Annotated in this window: 16 protein-coding genes; 4 read left to right on the plus strand and 12 right to left on the minus strand. The window is 72.4% G+C overall.

Going from position 1 to position 16,713, the window contains the following annotated elements:
- Window positions 1–152: 152 nt before the first annotated feature.
- Genes VFV89_RS17385 through VFV89_RS17395 form a run of 3 tightly spaced genes read right to left on the minus strand, consistent with a single transcriptional unit; the run spans window position 153 to window position 2,785 of the window.
- Complete coding sequence (locus VFV89_RS17385; RefSeq protein ID WP_329707222.1) at window positions 153–1,457, minus strand: hypothetical protein; 1,305 nt, start codon at window positions 1,455–1,457, stop codon at window positions 153–155.
- Entirely contained in the window at window positions 1,454–2,395 is a 942-nt protein-coding gene (locus tag VFV89_RS17390) for a hypothetical protein (RefSeq protein WP_329707223.1), read from the minus strand. The genes VFV89_RS17385 and VFV89_RS17390 overlap by 4 nt, the downstream gene beginning before the upstream one ends.
- Before the next feature lie 6 nt (window positions 2,396–2,401).
- Window positions 2,402–2,785: a hypothetical protein gene (locus VFV89_RS17395; RefSeq protein ID WP_329707224.1), complete on the minus strand. Its 384-nt coding sequence runs from the start codon at window positions 2,783–2,785 to the stop codon at window positions 2,402–2,404.
- Window positions 2,786–2,875: 90 nt separating this feature from the next.
- Here VFV89_RS17395 and VFV89_RS17400 point away from each other — a divergent pair, with 90 nt between their 5' ends.
- Window positions 2,876–3,730, plus strand: a complete 855-nt coding sequence (locus VFV89_RS17400; protein ID WP_329707225.1) for an aldo/keto reductase — start codon at window positions 2,876–2,878, stop codon at window positions 3,728–3,730.
- A 48-nt stretch (window positions 3,731–3,778) separates the two neighbouring features.
- Here the strand turns inward: VFV89_RS17400 and VFV89_RS17405 are convergent, their stop codons facing one another.
- From VFV89_RS17405 to VFV89_RS17425, 5 genes are all read right to left on the minus strand, one after another.
- Window positions 3,779–6,094 (minus strand): hypothetical protein, encoded by a 2,316-nt coding sequence (locus tag VFV89_RS17405; protein WP_329707226.1) that lies wholly within the window; start codon window positions 6,092–6,094, stop codon window positions 3,779–3,781.
- A 126-nt stretch (window positions 6,095–6,220) separates the two neighbouring features.
- The gene (locus VFV89_RS17410; protein ID WP_329707227.1) at window positions 6,221–7,486 is read right to left on the minus strand and encodes a hypothetical protein; all 1,266 of its coding nucleotides are present in this window, start codon (window positions 7,484–7,486) and stop codon (window positions 6,221–6,223) included.
- Complete coding sequence (locus VFV89_RS17415; RefSeq protein WP_329707228.1) at window positions 7,479–7,910, minus strand: hypothetical protein; 432 nt, start codon at window positions 7,908–7,910, stop codon at window positions 7,479–7,481. Before VFV89_RS17415 ends, VFV89_RS17410 begins: the two co-directional genes overlap by 8 nt.
- A gap of 42 nt (window positions 7,911–7,952) precedes the next feature.
- Window positions 7,953–9,134 (minus strand): pyridoxal phosphate-dependent aminotransferase, encoded by a 1,182-nt coding sequence (locus VFV89_RS17420; protein WP_329707229.1) that lies wholly within the window; start codon window positions 9,132–9,134, stop codon window positions 7,953–7,955.
- 106 nt (window positions 9,135–9,240) lie between these two features.
- Window positions 9,241–10,704, minus strand: a complete 1,464-nt coding sequence (locus VFV89_RS17425) for an FAD-binding protein (RefSeq protein WP_329707230.1) — start codon at window positions 10,702–10,704, stop codon at window positions 9,241–9,243.
- 107 nt (window positions 10,705–10,811) lie between these two features.
- Here VFV89_RS17425 and VFV89_RS17430 point away from each other — a divergent pair, with 107 nt between their 5' ends.
- Window positions 10,812–11,462, plus strand: coding sequence for a hemerythrin domain-containing protein (locus VFV89_RS17430; protein ID WP_329707231.1), 651 nt, complete (start codon window positions 10,812–10,814; stop codon window positions 11,460–11,462).
- Window positions 11,463–11,602: 140 nt separating this feature from the next.
- The gene (locus VFV89_RS17435; protein WP_329707232.1) at window positions 11,603–13,093 is read left to right on the plus strand and encodes a potassium/proton antiporter; all 1,491 of its coding nucleotides are present in this window, start codon (window positions 11,603–11,605) and stop codon (window positions 13,091–13,093) included.
- Window positions 13,094–13,135: 42 nt separating this feature from the next.
- Here the strand turns inward: VFV89_RS17435 and VFV89_RS17440 are convergent, their stop codons facing one another.
- The 4 genes from VFV89_RS17440 to VFV89_RS17455 form a co-directional block, all read right to left on the minus strand.
- Window positions 13,136–13,660 (minus strand): LytR C-terminal domain-containing protein, encoded by a 525-nt coding sequence (locus VFV89_RS17440; protein WP_329707233.1) that lies wholly within the window; start codon window positions 13,658–13,660, stop codon window positions 13,136–13,138.
- 4 nt (window positions 13,661–13,664) lie between these two features.
- The gene (locus tag VFV89_RS17445) at window positions 13,665–13,961 is read right to left on the minus strand and encodes a type II toxin-antitoxin system VapB family antitoxin (RefSeq protein WP_329707234.1); all 297 of its coding nucleotides are present in this window, start codon (window positions 13,959–13,961) and stop codon (window positions 13,665–13,667) included.
- 78 nt (window positions 13,962–14,039) lie between these two features.
- Window positions 14,040–15,014, minus strand: a complete 975-nt coding sequence (locus tag VFV89_RS17450) for a TerC/Alx family metal homeostasis membrane protein (RefSeq protein ID WP_329707235.1) — start codon at window positions 15,012–15,014, stop codon at window positions 14,040–14,042.
- Window positions 15,015–15,030: 16 nt separating this feature from the next.
- A complete protein-coding gene (locus tag VFV89_RS17455; protein ID WP_329707236.1) occupies window positions 15,031–15,750 on the minus strand; it encodes a YoaK family protein in 720 nt (239 codons plus the stop codon).
- Window positions 15,751–15,898: 148 nt separating this feature from the next.
- On the opposite strand from VFV89_RS17455, the gene VFV89_RS17460 reads away from it, so the two are divergent.
- Window positions 15,899–16,660 (plus strand): iron-containing redox enzyme family protein, encoded by a 762-nt coding sequence (locus tag VFV89_RS17460; RefSeq protein WP_329707237.1) that lies wholly within the window; start codon window positions 15,899–15,901, stop codon window positions 16,658–16,660.
- Window positions 16,661–16,713: the final 53 nt, after the last annotated feature.

Here is a 16,713-nt window from a genome sequence, read left to right on the forward strand (position 1 = left end):
AACCCACCGTCCGGTGGGCGCGCGGGCACCCACGGGAGACGTCGGGGTCACCGGATATCCGGTGACCCCTGAGCTTCTGTACCGAGATCTCGGCACAGAAGCGGATGGGTCACCTGATATCCGGTGACCCATCCCATCCGCCAGCGACCCGCTCAGGCGGGCGCGAGGTAGCCCAGCGACCGGAGCCGGGCGAGCTCCTCGGCGACCGCGGGGGAGGCGTCGGCGGCCCGGGCGCCGGCGACGTAGACGCCCTCGGCGGATGAGCCGGCTGCGTCGAAGACGACGGTCATGCGGTTGGTGTCGGGCGCGCTGACCAGCGACCCGAGGAGTGCCACCGGGTCGGCGCGGTCCTCGAGCGCGAGCATCCGGATGGCGTCCGGCAGCCGAGGCACCTGCGCGGCCGGGGCGCCGGCGGTGACCACCTGGTCGACCACGAACGGCAGGGGGCGCGGGTGCGCGCCCAGCTCGGCGGCCACCACGCCGCCGGCGCCGATGCCGACGACCATCACGCGCGGCTCGTCGTCACCGGCCACCGCGGCCGCGATCGTGCCGGCCACCTCAGTGGCGTAGGGGGTGAGATCGCCCGACGCCAGCCGCAGCGCCGGGCCGTCGTCCGGTGCGGGCTGGGCCGGCGGCCGACCGACGTAGGCGATGTAGCGCGCGGGGCTGGTCCGGTGCACGAGCACCCGGCCGTCGAGCGACTCGAGCGTGGTCATCAGGTCGGTCAGCGACGTCGGCACCCGCGGTGCCTCGACCGCCGGCGACACGTCGAGCGGGGCTCGAGGACCGGCCAGGAGACCGCCGGCGACGTCGCGGAGCGCCGCGGCGGAGTCCTGGCGCATCGGGTCGACCCCCACCGCCCGCAGCCCGCCGCGCGCGGCCTGACGGCCGGACTCACCCGAGATCAGTCCGGACGTCAGCGCCGAGCGCATCTGGAGGCCGTCGAGCAGGCCTCCGCCACCCGAGACGACGTGGTCGAGCAGCTCGGGGTTGGTGGCGGCCAGCTCACTGAGGTAACCGGCGAGCCCGTCGCGGTCGAGCGCGTCGGTCTCGATCAGCCCGGCGCTGATGATGGCGCCGCCGAGCGCGACACTCGGGGCGAGGTAGCCGATCGCCCGTCCGGCCACGGCGCCGAGCGTCTCGTAGGCGGTGGCGCGCAGGTCGTCGATCCACTGGTAGGTCAGGACGGTCGCGCGGACCACCAGCGCGTCGGCGTCCAGCTCGATCGAGCGCGAGAGCAGGCCGTGCTTGCCGGTGGTCGCGGCGCGGATGTCCTCCTCGGCCCGGGCGTGCGAGGACGACGACAGCTCGGCGGAGTCGGCGACCGCGTCGTCGCGCAGCACCTCCGCGCCGAGCGCGCTCATCGCCCGCAGCTCCTCGCCGGCCCGGTCGAAGACGCCGGCCAGCGCCAGCAGCTGGTCGTACTTGTCGGACCGGTCGGCCACCCGGACGGTCATGCACACACCTCCGCGAGCACCGGCGCGAGCTCGGCGGCGAGGTCCTCCGGGATCACCCGGGCCACCTCCAGCCGGAGGCCCTCCTCGGCGTGGTGGCCGCGCATCGCTCGCCAGCCGTCGCCAACCAGGGTCCACGCCAGCACCCCGACCGTCGTGGTCTCGTCGCCGGAGACGTCGGCGACCAGTGCCCGCAGCCGGCCGCGCGCCTCGGTGGCCAGGCCGGTGAGCACCGAGACCACGTCGCTGTCGGTGAGCTCCCGGCCCGCACCGTCGGTGACCGTCCCGCGCTGCTGCCGCACGAGCACCGGAACCAGGTCGGCGCGGTGGGTGCGGGTGGCCTCGATCGCTGCGTCCGCGAGCTCGTGCGGAAGGTCGAGGCGGTCCGGGACGACCGAGTCGGTCAGCGGCAGGTCCTCGGGTACGACGGCGGCCCGCGCCAGCTCGGCGGCCCACGCCCAGGTCGGGAACCAGGCGAGCTCGAAGACGAGCCCGTCCTGGGTGGACAGCGCGGCGACCGCGCCTCCGCTCTGCCGGTGCCACGACTTCACCTGAACCGGTCCGGCCGCGATGTCGAGGTCGACCGCCACGGCCGGCGTGGCCAGCAGGCCGACCGCGCCGAGGAGTCCCTCGTCAACGGCGCCGTCGTCGGGACCGCCGACCAGCAGCCCGCGGCGGGAGAGCGAGGTGGCCGGGTCGTGCAGCCGGCCCAGTGCTGCGGCGTACGCCGCGTGGTCGTCGGAGCCGCGGCTGCGCCCGAGCCGGTCGTCGAGGCCACGGTCAGCCGCGTCGGCGTCGCGCAGGTCGAACGGCAGCGGCGCGCCGTTGGCGCGCGCGGCCACCAGGTGCAGCTCGGGCAGCGTCAGCGCCACCCGGCGGGGGAGCCCGTCCAGGAGGTCGTGCGGGGTCGGACGGGGTGGACCGAGGTCGATCGTCGCCACGTCAGGTCATGACCTCGGCTCGGGGAGTCCCGGAAGCGTGACCGCCAGCCAGTCCTTGTGCCCGGGGGCGGGTGGCTCGAACCTCGGCAGTGCGCCGTCGTCGAGCAGCGCCGTGGCCCGGCGCTCGTTGTCGGCGATGGAGTCCTTGAGCTCGCCGACGAGCACGGTGTGGGTCTCGAGCGTGTGGGCCGCGACGTCGTGCCGGTCGGCGGCCTCGCGCAGCCGCGCGGCCCGCTCGCGGATCCGTTCGCGCATCGCGTCTCCTGCGCGGCCGGCCCAGGTGACGGCCTCGGTGCGGGCCACGAGCTGGTCGGCCATCGACCGGATCTCGTCGGCCTGCTCGCGCAGCCGTCCGACGTGCTTGCGCATCACCTCGGTGTCGCCGTACATGGGGTCCGCCTCCTCAGGGCACCACCTACCCCTCGACGCCGCCCCGAAACCCGTGCCGCGGAGCTGCCGCGGATGTGTTAGGCCTTGTGGATGGACAAAGGTGTTCTCGGGGACCTGAAGGTCAATCGCGTCGGGTTCGGGGCGAAGCGTCTGCTGCGTGCGGGGTTCACCGCCGCCGACCGCGAGGGGGCGGTGCGGCTCCTGCGCCGGGCCGTCGAGCTCGGAGTCGACCACATCGACACCGCGGCGTTCTACCCCAGCGTCGCCAACAAGGCCGAGGGGCCGACCGGCTTCACGTCGCTGGACGTCGCCAACGAGCTGATCCGCGAGGCGCTGGCGCCGTACGACGACGGGCTGGTGGTCGCGACCAAGGTCGGTCCGACCGAGCACGGGATGGCCCGTCCCGACCAGCTCCGCGGCCTCGTCGAGGCCGATCTCCGCGCGCTCGGTCGCGACCGGCTCGACCTCGTCTACCTCCGCCAGAGCGGGCTGGAGTCGGTGGCGGAGCACTTCGGCGTGCTGGCCGAGCTCCGCGAGGCAGGGCTGATCCGCCACCTCGGCCTCTCCAGCATCCGGCCCGAGCACCTGGTGCAGGCGCAGGAGATCGCCCCGGTCGTGGCCGTTTCCAACCGGTACGCCCTCGACTTCGGCCGGGTCAACGACGACCTGGTCGACAGCTGCGGTGCGGCCGGGATCGCCTTCGTGCCGTTCTTCGCGCTCACCGGTGAGGGTCGCGAGGCCGGCGGCGTGGCCGCGCACGACCGCGTGAGTGAGGTCGCCCGCGCGCACGGCGCCACGCCGGCGCAGGTCCGGCTGGCCTGGGCGCTCAGCCGCGGCCCGCATGTGCTCGTCATCCCTGGGACCAGCAGCGAGGCGCACCTGCTCGAGAACCTCGCCGCTGCCGACCTGGAGCTCACGCCCGAGGAGCTCGCGAGGGTCGGGTGAGCGTGGCCCCACTGCGGCGGCACGCGCCGCAGCAGGGCCACGAACCGGTCAGGTGTGCGCTGCCAGCTGGGCAGCCTGCTTCAGCAGCGCCCGGGCCTGGGCCATCTCGGACTGCATCTCGCCATGACCGGGGACGATCCCCATCGCTGCCCGGGCGAGGGTCGCCTTCATCAGCGTCGCCACTCGGTCGCGGTGCGCGGCCAGCTCCGCGAGCGTGTCCTGCTCGTCGGCGTAGCGAGAGTCGTCGGACGCCGAACCGCTGGCCAGCGCCTTCGAGTCCGCGATCAGCGTGTCGGTCGCGAACGCGCCAACGCTGGAGTTGACCTGCTGGTAGAGCTCCCCGAGCTCGGCGACCTGGGCGAGCGCGCTGTTGGGGTGGGTGAGCGCCTGTGTGATCACCTGACCGTCGGTCTGGTAGTCGTCCTGCAGGCCGACGAGGTGCAGCAGCGTCGGTCGCAGGTCGGCCTCCTCGACCCACGTGCCCTGTGCGCTGGCTTCGGGCACCGTGTGCGTCGAGTTCGGGTCCTGCGACTCGTTGCCGCCGGTCGGCCCCGGCCCGTCCACACCGTGCACCGCGACTCCCGGCCCGGCCATCCCTGCCCAGGTGATGTCGATGTTCGGCGAGTAGTAGCCGTGGTCGTAGGCGAAGCCGTTGTTGATCAGGACGTTCGGTGTCCCGCTCGTCGAGAAGAAGTAGTCCGGCATCGGGAAGATCGAGTACGTCGGCGTGCGCAGCGGGTCGTTGGTCTGCATGTGCAGCACCCGCTGCTCCAGCGCGCCGGCCTGGTACTTCGCGATCTGCTCGTTCGGGACGCCGCTGTAGGTGAGGCTCGACTTCATCCCTGCCGTGTCGCGCTCCAGCTGGCGCACGGCCGGGTCGTCCGCCGCGGGCTGCCCGTGCACGTAGATCGACGCGCCCTGCGGCTGCACGTCGTACTGCGTGGTGGCGCTCGCCGTGGTCGAGAGCAGCCCCTTGATGTTGGCCTGGAGCTCGCCGACCTGGGTGTTCGTGTAGTGGCAGGCAACGGTCACGCCGTCGCAGCCGGCCGGGGTCGGCTGGGTGTTACGGCCGACGGCGTTCGCGCCGGCGAACTGGTCGTTCTCCTCGGCGCCGATGACGAACACCGTGTTCGCCGGCGTGATGCCGTCCGCCGCGAGCCGCTCGAACCACTTCTCGAAGGCCTCGTCGTAGCTCTTCAGCGCGGCGACGGAGCAGGCGTCACCCGGGCCGAGCGCGTTGCCGGGCGAGGTGCAGCCGGTGGCGCCGCTCTTCTTGTCGTGGGTGTCGGAGATGTAGCCGTAGGTGACGGGGATGCCCGCCTCCTGCATGTCTGCCAGGACGGCGAGGCTCTGCGACGCGGTCGGGTTGAAGCCGGGGAACCCGGGGGTGTGGGAGAAGGGCTCCTGGAGAGTGTTGCCGTCGAGGTCGACGAGGTTCCCGTTGGCATCGGTGACCCGGTAGCCGTTGTGGAACACGTTGGGCCCACCACCGATGGCCGGCGCGACGTACTGCGCGCCGAACAGTCCCTGGTAGCCGTCGTAGCCGCCGGGCTCGGTCGGCAGCGCGTCGGTGACCGCGCGAGGCGAGCTCGCGCAGACAGCGGCGCCCTGGGCGCAGTGGATCGCCTCACCGACGTACTTCGCGACCTGGATGTCCTTGAACGGGTCGGGGTTCGCCGCGGTCTCCAGGGCCTCTGGCGAGCCGGCGCCGAAGACCGTCGGGACGTCGACCGTCGCGTTCTCGAGCACCATGTTGGCCGTCGAGAAGTCACCGACCGTGCAGCCGGCACGGGTGAACGGGACCCACGGTGCGGGAGTGACGCGGTTGGGAGCACCACTCGCCGGGACGGTGTCGGAGTAGGTCATCGACGGCGCCGCGTCGACCGCGCTCGGCGCCGCCGGGCTCACGCCGGTGTCGATGATCGGCGAGGTCCAGTAGGTGAACGACGTCGCGGTGTGGGTGCCGCCGCCGGGCTGGTAGACGTTGTAGGTGTTGGTCAGCGGCTGGCCGTGCCGGTCGCCGTAGAGACCGGTGTAGATCGTCAGGCTGTCGTCGGCGGTGTGGGCGATCAGCGGCGTGTGCGAGTTGGAGAACACCGTGCCGTTCGACTCGAGGAAGCTGAGCAGGTGCGGCATCTGCTCGAGGTCGGACGGGACGAACTTGTTGTCCCGGAAGAAGTGCACGTTGTCGAAGACGATGTTGATCACGTGCTGGACACCGTTGCCGAGCTGGCAGCTCGAGGGGGCGCTGGCGGCCGCCGGAGCGGCCGGAGTGGCGGCGACTGCTCCTGCGACGGAGCCGACCAACAGCGCGGTGGCGGCGAGCCCTGACGTGCTCCTGAGGTGACGCGGACGAACGCCCATGTTCGCTCCTTGACGTCGACGAGAACCGGACCAAATGACGCTAGACCCGCAGGCGCCCGCCAAGATGCCGTCAACCTGCAACGGTTGCGGCCGCCGGGTGAACATCGGGAGTACGCCGCGGGCGGCTCACGGCGCTCGGGTGATCTGGAAGACCTGGCTGATCACCGTCCCTCCCGTCCCGAGGTAGCCGTGGTCGTGGAGCGACTGCACGAGGTCGACCACCGACGGGTCGGTCGACGCGTCGACCAGCCCGGCGCCCTGCTCGTAGGCGTCGTAGGAGTGGTGGCCGAGGACGCCGCCGTCCGGGTGGGCGTCGAAGGTGACCGTCGTCTGCTCCACGGAGTCGGGGTTGGGCGCGCCGTCGAGCTCCGGGACGATGTCGCCGAGCTGCTCGAGGGAGAGCACGTGGGTGCCCGGCGGGAAGCCCGCGACCTGGGCGGTCGGTGACCCCGCGGTCACGACGTCGGTGACCTGGAGCCCGTGGTGGTGCGCGGCGAGCGCGGCGGCCTCCATGCCGCCGAGCGAGTGGCCCACGACCAGCAGCGGTTCGCCCGCGCCGACGCCGGCCTCGTGGAGCGCGTCGAGGATGCCCTGCTGGTAGGCGTCGGGCCGGCCGCCCATCGCGTCGAGGTCGGTCTCGAGGTCGCGGACGTCGCTGTCCTGGTCCCACGGGGCGTTGAAGTCGTCGGTGCCGGGAAGGTAGAGCACGTGCCGGACGGTGCCGTCGGGAGCGGTGATCGTCTGGACCTCCACGGTGCCGTTGGCCGGGGAGTCCGGGCCGCCGGAGAGCGAGGCGACCTGGTGCAGGTGCTCGAGGAGGCCGCGGACGGTGGTCGGCCGTCCGGTGTCGAGGTCGGCGACGTAGGGAGTGACGACCGGCCGGCCCGGCCCGCCGAAGGGCACGGTGAGGAGCCCGGCCGCGAGCGGTCCGCCGAGCCCGTTCACCACGTGCTCGAGGAGCCCGGGCGCCTCGGTGAGCAGGTCGGGGTCGGTGACGACCACCGCGGCGGCCTCCGGGAGGACGGCGAGCGCGAGCTGGTGGTCGAGCCCGGTCACGGCCGCCCGCACGGCGTCGTCGGTCAGTTCGAGGCACTCGATGGCCGCCCGGACGCCGACCGCGTCGGCCTCCCAGCCGAGCGATGCCGCCACCACGCCGTCGGGCCCGCCCGTCGCCTCCAGCACCGCCGCCTCCGCGGCCGCGCACGAGCCGGGCGCCAGCAGCCCGGACTCGAGCAGGTCGGGGTCGCGCATCACCCGCAGGCCGGACTCACCCCAGCCGCGGAGCCGGTCGCCGGCGGTGTCGAAGGCCTCGGCCAGCGTGCGGGCGGCAGCGTAGGACGCGGCGACACCGGCCGCCCCGCCACGGACGTCGACGACCTCGGCGTCACCCACGGGACAGCCCCGGCAGGTCGACCAGGAGCCAGTCGCGGTGGCCGTGCGGGGGCGGCACGAACCCAGCCAGCAGCTCGTCCACCGGGTCGGGCAGCACGCTGGACACCAGGCCGGCCAGCCGGTCCCTCGCCGCCGAGACCAGCGCCGTCACCCGGTGCTCGATCTCGGCGATCAGCGCCTTTCGACGATCGACCTCCTCGGCGTGGTGGTCGAGGGCGACCGCAGCCACGTCGGAGAGCTCGGCGGTGCGGCCGAGGGCGGCCGCCTGGGCCCGCACCCGGGCCCGCATCGCGTCGGCGGCCACTCCCTGCCAGGGCACGCTCTCGGCGCGCGCCAGCAGGGTGGCCGCCTCGGAGCGCAGCGCCTCGCCCTGCTCGCGCATGGTGCGGGCAAGCCCGCGGATCGCCTCGGTGTCGCCGTACATGACCCGGCTTCTGCCCGGGAGGGACGCTGGTCGAAACGCCCGTCAGAGAACTGTGGACAGCCGGTCGAGGGCCTCCTCGATCGTCGCCGCGCGCCCGGGGAAGCTGATCCGTACGAAACGGCTCCCGACCTCGGTGTCGAAGTCGATGCCGGACGCCATGGCGACACCGGTCCGGGCGAGCACCTCGTGGCAGAGGGCCATCGAGTCCTGGGTCAGGTGGCCCACGTCGGCGTAGGCGTAGAAGGCGCCGTCGGCCGGCGCCAGCTCGGTGATGCCCAGCCGCGGCAGACCCTCGAGGAGGATCCGGCGGTTGCCGGCGTAGCGCCGCACATGGCCGTCGAGCTCGTCGTACGACGCCTCGGTGAACGCCGCCACGCCCGCTCGCTGGGCGAGCACCGGCGGGCAGATCGTGAAGTTGCCGGTGAGCACCTCGCAGGCGCGGCGCAGCCGGTCGGGCACCAGCATCCAGCCGATCCGCCAGCCGGTCATCGAGAAGTACTTCGAGAAGCTCGCGAAGACCACCGCCTCGCGGGAGGTCTCCCACGCACTGTGCGCGAGCTTCTCCTCGGCGTACTCGATGCCGTGGTAGATCTCGTCGCTGATCAGCTGCACCTGCTCCGCCTCGCACCACCGCGCCAGAGCGGCGAGCTCGCTGGGCAGCAGCATCGTGCCGGTGGGGTTGGCCGGGCTGGCGACCACGAGGCCCTTCAGCCGGTGCCGATCGTGGAGCTCGGCGACCTGCTCGACGGTCGGTTGGAAGCGGGTCTCAGGGCCGGTGGGGATCTCGATCACCTCGATGCCCAGCGCGGTGAGCACGTTGCGGTAGCACGGGTAGCCCGGGCGGGCCATCGCCACCTTGTCGCCTGCCTCGAACGCCGCGAGGAACGCCAGCAGGAACCCGCCACTGCTGCCCGTCGTGACGATGACCTCGTCGGGGTCGACCTCCACGCCGTAGGTACGCCGGTGGTGGCCCGCGATCGCCTCACGCAGCTCGAGGATCCCGGTGGACGGCGTGTAGCCGAGCGGGTCGCCGCTGTGCAGCAGCCGGACCGCCTCGTCACGGACCGGCGCCGGGGCGCCGGTGCTGGGCTGCCCGGCCAGCAGGTCGACCAGGTCGCCGTGGGTCCGCTGCCGGGTGTGCGCCGCGGCCAGCAGGTCCATCACGTGGAACGGCGGCACGTTGGCGCGCGAGGCCACCTGCCAGCGGTCGGCGGTGGACGTCATGGGCCGAGATTACGGGTGGTTGCGGTCACCGGATATCCGGTGACCCCTGAGCTTCTGTAGCGAGATCTCGGCACAGAACCGGATGGGTCCCCTGATATCCGGTGACTCATCCACCCGAGCCGCGAGCGGCGTGCCGCCCCGCCCGCCGCCCGAAGAACGACCCCTCGCCGAGCTGGGTTCCCGAGCAGTAGCCGGCGCCGTCCTGGGCGATGTTGGAGGCGCACGCGCCGGCGGCGTAGAGCCCCTCGACGAGCGAGCCGTCCGCGCGCTGGACCTGCCCGTCGACGGTGGTCCGCAGCCCGCCGAGGGTGAAGCCGGCGTAGAGCGCCCTGCCCAGGGACAGGTCGTAGGCACCCCACGGGCCATGGTTCTGCGGGGCCAGCCAGTCGGGGTGCTTGTGGAAGTCGGGGTCATTGCCGCGCGCCGCGTGCTCGTTGTAGCGGTCGAGGGTCTTCGCCAGCGAGCCGGTCGGGAGGTCCAGCCCCTGCTCCATCTCCTCGACGGTCTCCCAGCCGTCGATGAAGGGCACCAGCGGCATCGTCGGGTGCTCGATGTGGGCGCTGTCGACGATGAGGTAGGCGACCTGCCCCGGCTGGTGCATGACGTGGTACGACGTCCGCGCGTGGTAGCTGTCCTCGGCCACGAACCGCTCGCCGTCTCGGTTCACGACGACCCCGGTGACCAGCACCGACGGCGGGTAGAACGGGGCGGTGACGAACGGCTCGTCCATGTGCTTGAGCTCGCCTCCGACCGAGGCGCCGAGCCTGATGCCCAGCCCGTCGTCGTAGGTCGAGCCGAGGGTGAACAGCTTCGAGCCGAGCGCCGGCGTGTGGGCGGCGACCATGTCGGGGTTCATCACGAAGCCGCCGGCGGCCAGCACGACGGCGCCGGCCAGGACGACGCCGGACCTGTCGAACGACCTCCACTCCACCCCGACGACCCGGCCGTCGTCGGAGGTGACGAGGTGGCCGGCGCCGGTCTCGTAACGGACCTCGACCCCCGCCTCCTCGACCCGATCGCGCAGCAGGTCCATCACCAGCCGGGCCCCGTCGGTGTCGCCCGGCACCGGCACCTTGTGACCACGCGGTGCCGGCCGGGCCTGGTCGATGAACGGCCACACCTTCTCGTTGCCGGTGTACATCAGCCCCTGGGTCCCGGGCTGGATCACCGCCTTCTCCGGGTAGTACGAGCGCTCGAACCGGAAGCCGAGCGACTCCAGCCAGTCGAAGTGCGACACCGACCCCTCGCAGTAGGCGCGGATCTTGTCGGGCTCGGGCTCCTTCGAGGTGATGGTCAGGTAGGTCACCATCTCCTCGACGGAGTCATCGTGGCCGGTCGCCCGCTGCACCGCGGTGCCGCCGCCGAGGTAGAAGTGGCCCCCGGACATCGACGAGGTCCCGCCGTGGACCGCCGCCCGCTCGAGGATCAGCACCCGCGCGCCGGCCCGGGCCGCCTCGAGCGCGGCACACCCGCCGGCGATCCCGAAGCCCACCACCACGACGTCGTACGACGGCGCGCCGGCGGCCACCTCCGTCGCGGAGCGGACCTCGGGGAGGTCGGTGCCGGCCACGAGCGCCAGACTAGAACAAGTTCTAGTTAGGTGGAATCCTGCACGGTGTGATCCTGATCGACCTCGTCGGAGGCGAGCACGAGCGCGCTCGGACCTAGGGTGGGGCCATGGCCGCGAGCATGAGCATGAACAAGGTGATCCACTGCGCCGTACGCCGGGACCTCACGCGGTTCCGGGCCGCGCTCGACGCGTTCCGGGACGGGGACCGGGACCGTGCGGCGGCCCTGCACCGAGCGTGGCAGAACTTCGACGCGCAGCTGACCGAGCACCACGAGGGCGAGCACGAGATCGCCTGGCCGGCGCTGAAGGCGATGGGGGTCGCGGAGTCGTCGATCGCGACCTTCGACGGGGAGCACGAGGCCATGGCGGCCGACCTCGCGGCCGCGCGGGCCACCATGGAGCAGCTCGCTCGAAGTGCCGGCCGCGCCGACGCCGACACCGCCGCGGCGGCGATGGCGAAGCTCGAGACCACCACGGTCACCCACCTCGACCACGAGGAGCAGGAGACCGAGCCGGTGCTGGCCGCCAACCCGGACCACCCGGCGTACAAGCAGATGAGCAAGCAGTTCGCCCGCCGGTCCGGGCCTCCGGCGGCCGGGACGTTCTTCGCCTGGATGGAGGACGGCGCGACCCCCGACGAGAAGGCCGCGCTGCGCCAGAGCGTGCCCGGGCCGGTCCTGGCGATCATCGGGGCGATCTTCGGCAGGAGGTACCGCAGGGAGGTCGCGCCCGTCTGGGCGTCCACCGGATCGTTCTGAGCGCAGGCGCGGGTTGAGTGCTCGGTAGGGTGGTGCCCCGCCACCCCGATCGAGCGAGGTGACATGTCCACCCCACGTACCCGTGAGATGGGGGCGCTGCGCGCCGACGGAGCACGTACCCGCGTGGACCCCGAGGCGGCATGAACTTCGACGTCCACCAGCTCGACGTGTTCGTGCTGTGGGGGTCGGTCGTCACGTTCCTGGCCATCCTCGCCGTCCGCGTCTCGTCACGCACCAGGCTGCCGTCGCTGCTCCTCTACCTCCTGATGGGCGTCGCGCTCGGCGAGGCCGGGCTCGGGATCGGCTTCGAGGACGCCGAGCTCGCTCACGCCCTGGGGTTCGCGGCACTGGTGGTGATCCTGGCCGAAGGTGGTCTGACCACGTCATGGCCGGACCTCCGCCAGTCGATTCGGCTGGGCCTCTCACTCGCCACCGTCGGCGTCGCGGTGAGCGTGCTCGTCGTCGCGGCCGGCACCCACTACCTGCTCGGCTTCGAGTGGGAGACCGCGGTCCTGCTCGGCGCCGTCACCTCGCCGACCGACGCCGCGGCGGTCTTCTCGGTGCTGCGCGTCGTCCCACTCCCCAAGCGGCTCACCGGCGCTCTCGAGGCGGAGTCCGGCCTCAACGACGCCCCGACGATCGTGCTGGTCACCCTCATCGCCACCGGAGCCCTGTCCGACCACGGCCTGGCCTACAACGGCGGCCTGATCGCCTACGAGCTGCTCGCCGGAACGGCGCTGGGGCTGGCGACGGGGTTCGCGGGCGCCTGGGTGATGCGGCGGTTGGCGCTGCCCTCGTCCGGCCTCTACCCGCTGGCCGTCATGGCGCTCTGCTTCATGGCCTACAGCGGGTCGTCGGTGGCGCACGCGTCCGGGTTCGCCGCGGTCTACGTCGCCGCGCTGGTGCTCGGCAACTCCGAGCTCCCGCACGGCTCGGCCACCCGGTCGTTCGCCGAGGGGCTGGCCTGGCTGGCGCAGATCGGGCTGTTCGTCATGCTGGGGCTGCTCCTCTCGCCCGCGCGGATCGACGTGGGGACCGTGGCGTTCGCCGTGGCCTCGGGCCTGGTGCTGACGCTCGTCGCCCGGCCCGTCTCGGTCGCGGTCAGCGCGCTGGTCCAGCCGCTGCCGCCACGCGAGCTCGCGTTCATCTCCTGGGCGGGGCTGCGCGGCGCCGTACCGATCGTGCTCGCGACCATCCCGCTCGCGGAGGGGAGCCACGACGCCGAGGACCTCTTCGACATCGTCTTCGTGATGGTCGTGGTCTACACGCTGGTCACCGGCCCGACGCTGCCGCTGGCGGCCAAGGTGCTCCGGGTGGCCCGCCGCTCCGAGCCGCGCGGCCTCGAGATCGAGGCGGCGCCCCTGGAGCGCATCGCCGCGGACCTGCTCCAGATCACCATTGCGCCCACCTCGAAGATGCACGGGGTCGAGGTCGGCGAGCTCCGGCTGCCGCCCGGGTCGTCGGTCTCGATCATCATCCGCGACGGCGAGACCCTGGTGCCCGAGCGCCGGACGGTCCTCAAGCACGGCGACGAGCTCCTCGTGGTCGCCCCCCGCAAGCACCGGGCGCAGACCGAGGAGCGGCTCCGCCAGGTCAGCGCCAAGGGGCGGCTGGCGCAGTGGTTGCGCTGAGCCCAGCGGGCCTCGGCCCCAGGTCTGCCGGCCCGTCGGCGCTCAGTCCACCGGCGGGCTGCACACCACCGCGTCGTCGGTGAGGACGACCGAGTCCGGTCCGTCCTGGAGGTCGCCGAACTGGTCGCCGACGACGAGGGTGATGCCGGCGGCGGTGTTCTCGGGGTGCTCCACGACCGGCACCTTGCCGACCCGCTTGCGCAGGAGCTTGACGCCCGGGTCGTCGGGCTTCTTGACCCAGATCTCGGCGGGCCCGCTGAGCGCGGTGCCCTTCGGCGCGTTGGCGGTCTCGCCGCCGGAGAAGCCGGCGTCCTCCAGCTGCTGCAGCGTGCGGGCCGCCAGCCCCTCGCGGGCGCTGGCGTTGAAGACGCTGACCGTGACGTCCTGGACGGACAGCTCATCGCCCGTCCGGTAGGTCGTGTCGACGCAGATCGGCGCGTCCACCTTGCCCGGGAACGGCTTGAGGACCTGGGCCCAGCCCCAGGTGATGCCCAGGAGCATCAGCAGGAGCAGCGCCGCCAGGGTGATCGCCGTGCGCAGCCGCGCTGTCAGCTGCCACTCCCGCACAGGGTCAGCCCGCCATCGTGTGGACGCGCGCGTGCAGCACGTTGCGCTGCTGCAGCGCCGCGCGCAGGGCCCGGTGCAGGCCGTCCTCCAGGTAGTACTCGCCCTGCCACTCCACGACGTGGGCGAACAGGTCGCCGTAGAACGTCGAGTCCTCGTCGAGGAGAGCGGCGAGCTGCAGGGTGTCCTTGGTGGTGACCAGCTCGTCGAGCCGGACCTGGCGCGGCGGGACGGCCGCCCAGGCCTTGGAGGACAGGCCGTGGTCGGGGTACGGCCTCCCCTCGCCGACGCGCTTGAAGATCACCGGGCGATGCTAACCCGGTCGGCGCCTCGGCCCCGTGCCGTGAGTGCGAGGGTGGACGGACCGCGGCCGGTCCGCCCCTCACTCCTCGGTGGCGCCGGCGGCCGGCTCGGTGGCCAGGCTGGCCACGGTCACGACGGCGAGCACGCCGACGATCACCGCGAGCGAGAACGAGGTCGAGACCTGGGGCACCTGCCACGTCGCGAGGTGACGGACGTGGGTCTCCCACATCGCCTCGAGGACGAGCTTGACCCCGATGAAGCCGAGGATGACGACGAGGCCGGCCCTGAGGAAGCGCAGCCGGGTCAGCAGCGACTCGACCACGAAGTAGAGCTGGCGCAGCCCCAGCAGCGCGAAGGCGTTAGCGGCGAGGACGACGTAGGCGTTGGTCGTCAGCCCGAAGATCGCCGGGATCGAGTCCACCGCGAACACCACGTTGGCCACCGCGATCGCACTGATCGCGAGCACCAGCGGTGTGCCCAGCAGCCGGGTTCCGTCCCGCACCACGAACCGCGAGCCGTGGTAGTCCTCGGTGAGGGGCAGCCACCGTCGCAGTCCGGCCACGACCCGGTGCTCGTCGGGGGTGTCGTCGTCCTGGTCCTCGAGGGCCAGGACGACCGCGGTGTAGAGCAGGAAGCCGCCGAGGACGTAGAAGGTCCACGTCGCCGCTGAGATCGCGGCCGCGCCGGCGAGCACGAACACCGCCCGCATGACCAGTGACAGCACGATGCCGATGAACAGCACCCGGTCCTGGGCCACCGCGGGCACCTGCATCCGGGACATCACGAGCAGGAACACGAACAGGTTGTCGACACTGAGGCTGTACTCGGTCACGTAGCCCGCGGCGAACTCCGGACCGCTGTGCGCGGGTCCCCACAGCCACAACCCGGCTCCGAAGAGCACGGCCAGCCCGACGTAGGCCAGCAGGGAGAGCAGCGCGGCGCGGGTGGACACCTGGGTGCGCCGCCGGGCCATCACGAGCAGGTCGAACGCGACGACGCCCATGAAGCCCAGGACGGTGAGCGCCCAGACCCAGGCCGGTACGCCGCCGCTCATGCCCGTCGCGGGGTCGTCACGCCGCGACCCGCTCGTGGCGCGGCGTCCGGGCCGAGACGAGCACCGCACCCAGGAGGACCAGCTGCAGGGCCGGAGCCCCGGCAGGGAGCAGGGTCACCAGGCCCGCACCGGCCGCGGCCCCCGCTACCAGCCCGCACAGGAGTGCCGCGGAGTGGCGGACCGTGTGCAGCGGCTGCCGGCTCACCAGCCGCACCACCACCGTGGTCAGGGTCCCGGTCAGGTAGGTGGTCGAGAGCCCCGGGACCCCGAACCGCAGGATCGCGCTGCTCTGGACCCCGAGGGCCATCGCGGTGAGGGCGAGCAGGGGCGGGGCCCAGCCCTGCGACGGGTCGTTCCCGTGCAGCCACCATGCCACCGCGAACACCGCGAACAACCCGAGCTCGATCGTCAGGGCACGCGACACCGCGGCGGGCCAGGGCGGGTCGTCGGGCTGTGGCGTGCCGGCCACCCTGGTGCCGAGCGCGGCGCCGGCGACGTACCCCCCGAAGGCCGAGAGCAACAGCACGACCAGCGAGGCGTCGCCCGACCCGACGGCGACGCCCATCAGCACCATGTTGCCGGTCATCACCGAGGTGAAGGCGCCGCCGAGCGCCAGGAAGCCGGTCGCGTCCGTGGCCCCGCTGACCAGCGCCAACAGCACCACCAGCCGGTTGCGCTGCGCACCGCTGACGCCGGTCGACGCACGCAGCACCCCCTCGCTCAGCGGCTTGCTCACCGGACAGATGGTGCCAGCGGGGACCCGGCGGAACGCTGGTGAAGCTGCACGAGAAATCATCGTTGATGTGTGCACTTCGACTGTGGGCCGCCTCGTGGTCGCGCACCTAGTTTCGAGACTCACAGCTACCCACGAGAGGAATGACGAGATGCCCGAGCTGCTCTCGCACGACGAGTTCCGCGCCGCCCTCAAGGACGCGATCAAGGGCCGGGAGGCGGCCAACGCGTCGTTCTCCCAGGCCTGGGCCGACGGCAAGCTGCAGCGCCACCACTTCGCGCGCTGGGCCGAGAACCACTACCACTACGTCGGCCCGTTCGCCGACTACCTCGGCTACATCTACGGCAACACCCCGGACCGCTTCACCGACGCCAAGGACTTCCTCCTGCAGAACATGTACGAGGAGGAGCTGGCCGACATCCGCCACACCGACCTGCTGATCCGCTTCGCCGAGGCCTGCGGCACCACCAGGGAGCGGATCGAGGACCCCAACAACATGAACGCGGTCACCCGCGGCCTGCAGAGCTGGTGCTACGCCACGTCGATGCGCGAGCACTTCGCGGTCGCGACCGCGGCCCTCGTGGTCGGCCTCGAGTCGCAGGTGCCCACGATCTACAAGAAGCAGATCGTCCCGCTGCGCGAGGCGTACGGCTTCACCGAGGACGAGATCGAGTTCTTCGACCTGCACATCACCTCCGACGAGGTGCACGGCGAGCGCGGCTACCAGATCGTGCTCGAGTGCGCGGACACGCCCGACCTCCAGCAGCGCTGCCTGCAGTACGTGCGTTGGGGTGCCGAGATGCGCTACGCCTACACCCGCTCGCTCTACGACACCTACGTCGCGCCGGACCTCGGCGCCGACGCCGGCGGCGACGGCGTGGTCATGGTCGAGGAGCTGCTCGGCTCGGCCTGAGCCGGGCAGCAGCGGCGGGCACCGCCGAGCCGACCGAGACAGCACGAGAGGAA

The organism is Nocardioides sp. (assembly GCF_036274455.1).
Taxonomy (GTDB): Bacteria; Actinomycetota; Actinomycetes; order Propionibacteriales; family Nocardioidaceae; genus Nocardioides.

Coding starts and splice junctions, on each gene's coding strand:
- VFV89_RS17385 (WP_329707222.1), bottom strand. CDS start 1,457: ATGACCGTCCGGGTGGCCGACCGGTCCGACAAGTACGACCAGCTGCTG.
- VFV89_RS17395 (WP_329707224.1), bottom strand. CDS start 2,785: ATGTACGGCGACACCGAGGTGATGCGCAAGCACGTCGGACGGCTGCGC.
- VFV89_RS17400 (WP_329707225.1), top strand. CDS start 2,876: ATGGACAAAGGTGTTCTCGGGGACCTGAAGGTCAATCGCGTCGGGTTC.
- VFV89_RS17405 (WP_329707226.1), bottom strand. CDS start 6,094: ATGGGCGTTCGTCCGCGTCACCTCAGGAGCACGTCAGGGCTCGCCGCC.
- VFV89_RS17415 (WP_329707228.1), bottom strand. CDS start 7,910: ATGTACGGCGACACCGAGGCGATCCGCGGGCTTGCCCGCACCATGCGC.
- VFV89_RS17420 (WP_329707229.1), bottom strand. CDS start 9,134: ATGACGTCCACCGCCGACCGCTGGCAGGTGGCCTCGCGCGCCAACGTG.
- VFV89_RS17430 (WP_329707231.1), top strand. CDS start 10,812: ATGGCCGCGAGCATGAGCATGAACAAGGTGATCCACTGCGCCGTACGC.
- VFV89_RS17435 (WP_329707232.1), top strand. CDS start 11,603: ATGAACTTCGACGTCCACCAGCTCGACGTGTTCGTGCTGTGGGGGTCG.
- VFV89_RS17450 (WP_329707235.1), bottom strand. CDS start 15,014: ATGAGCGGCGGCGTACCGGCCTGGGTCTGGGCGCTCACCGTCCTGGGC.
- VFV89_RS17460 (WP_329707237.1), top strand. CDS start 15,899: ATGCCCGAGCTGCTCTCGCACGACGAGTTCCGCGCCGCCCTCAAGGAC.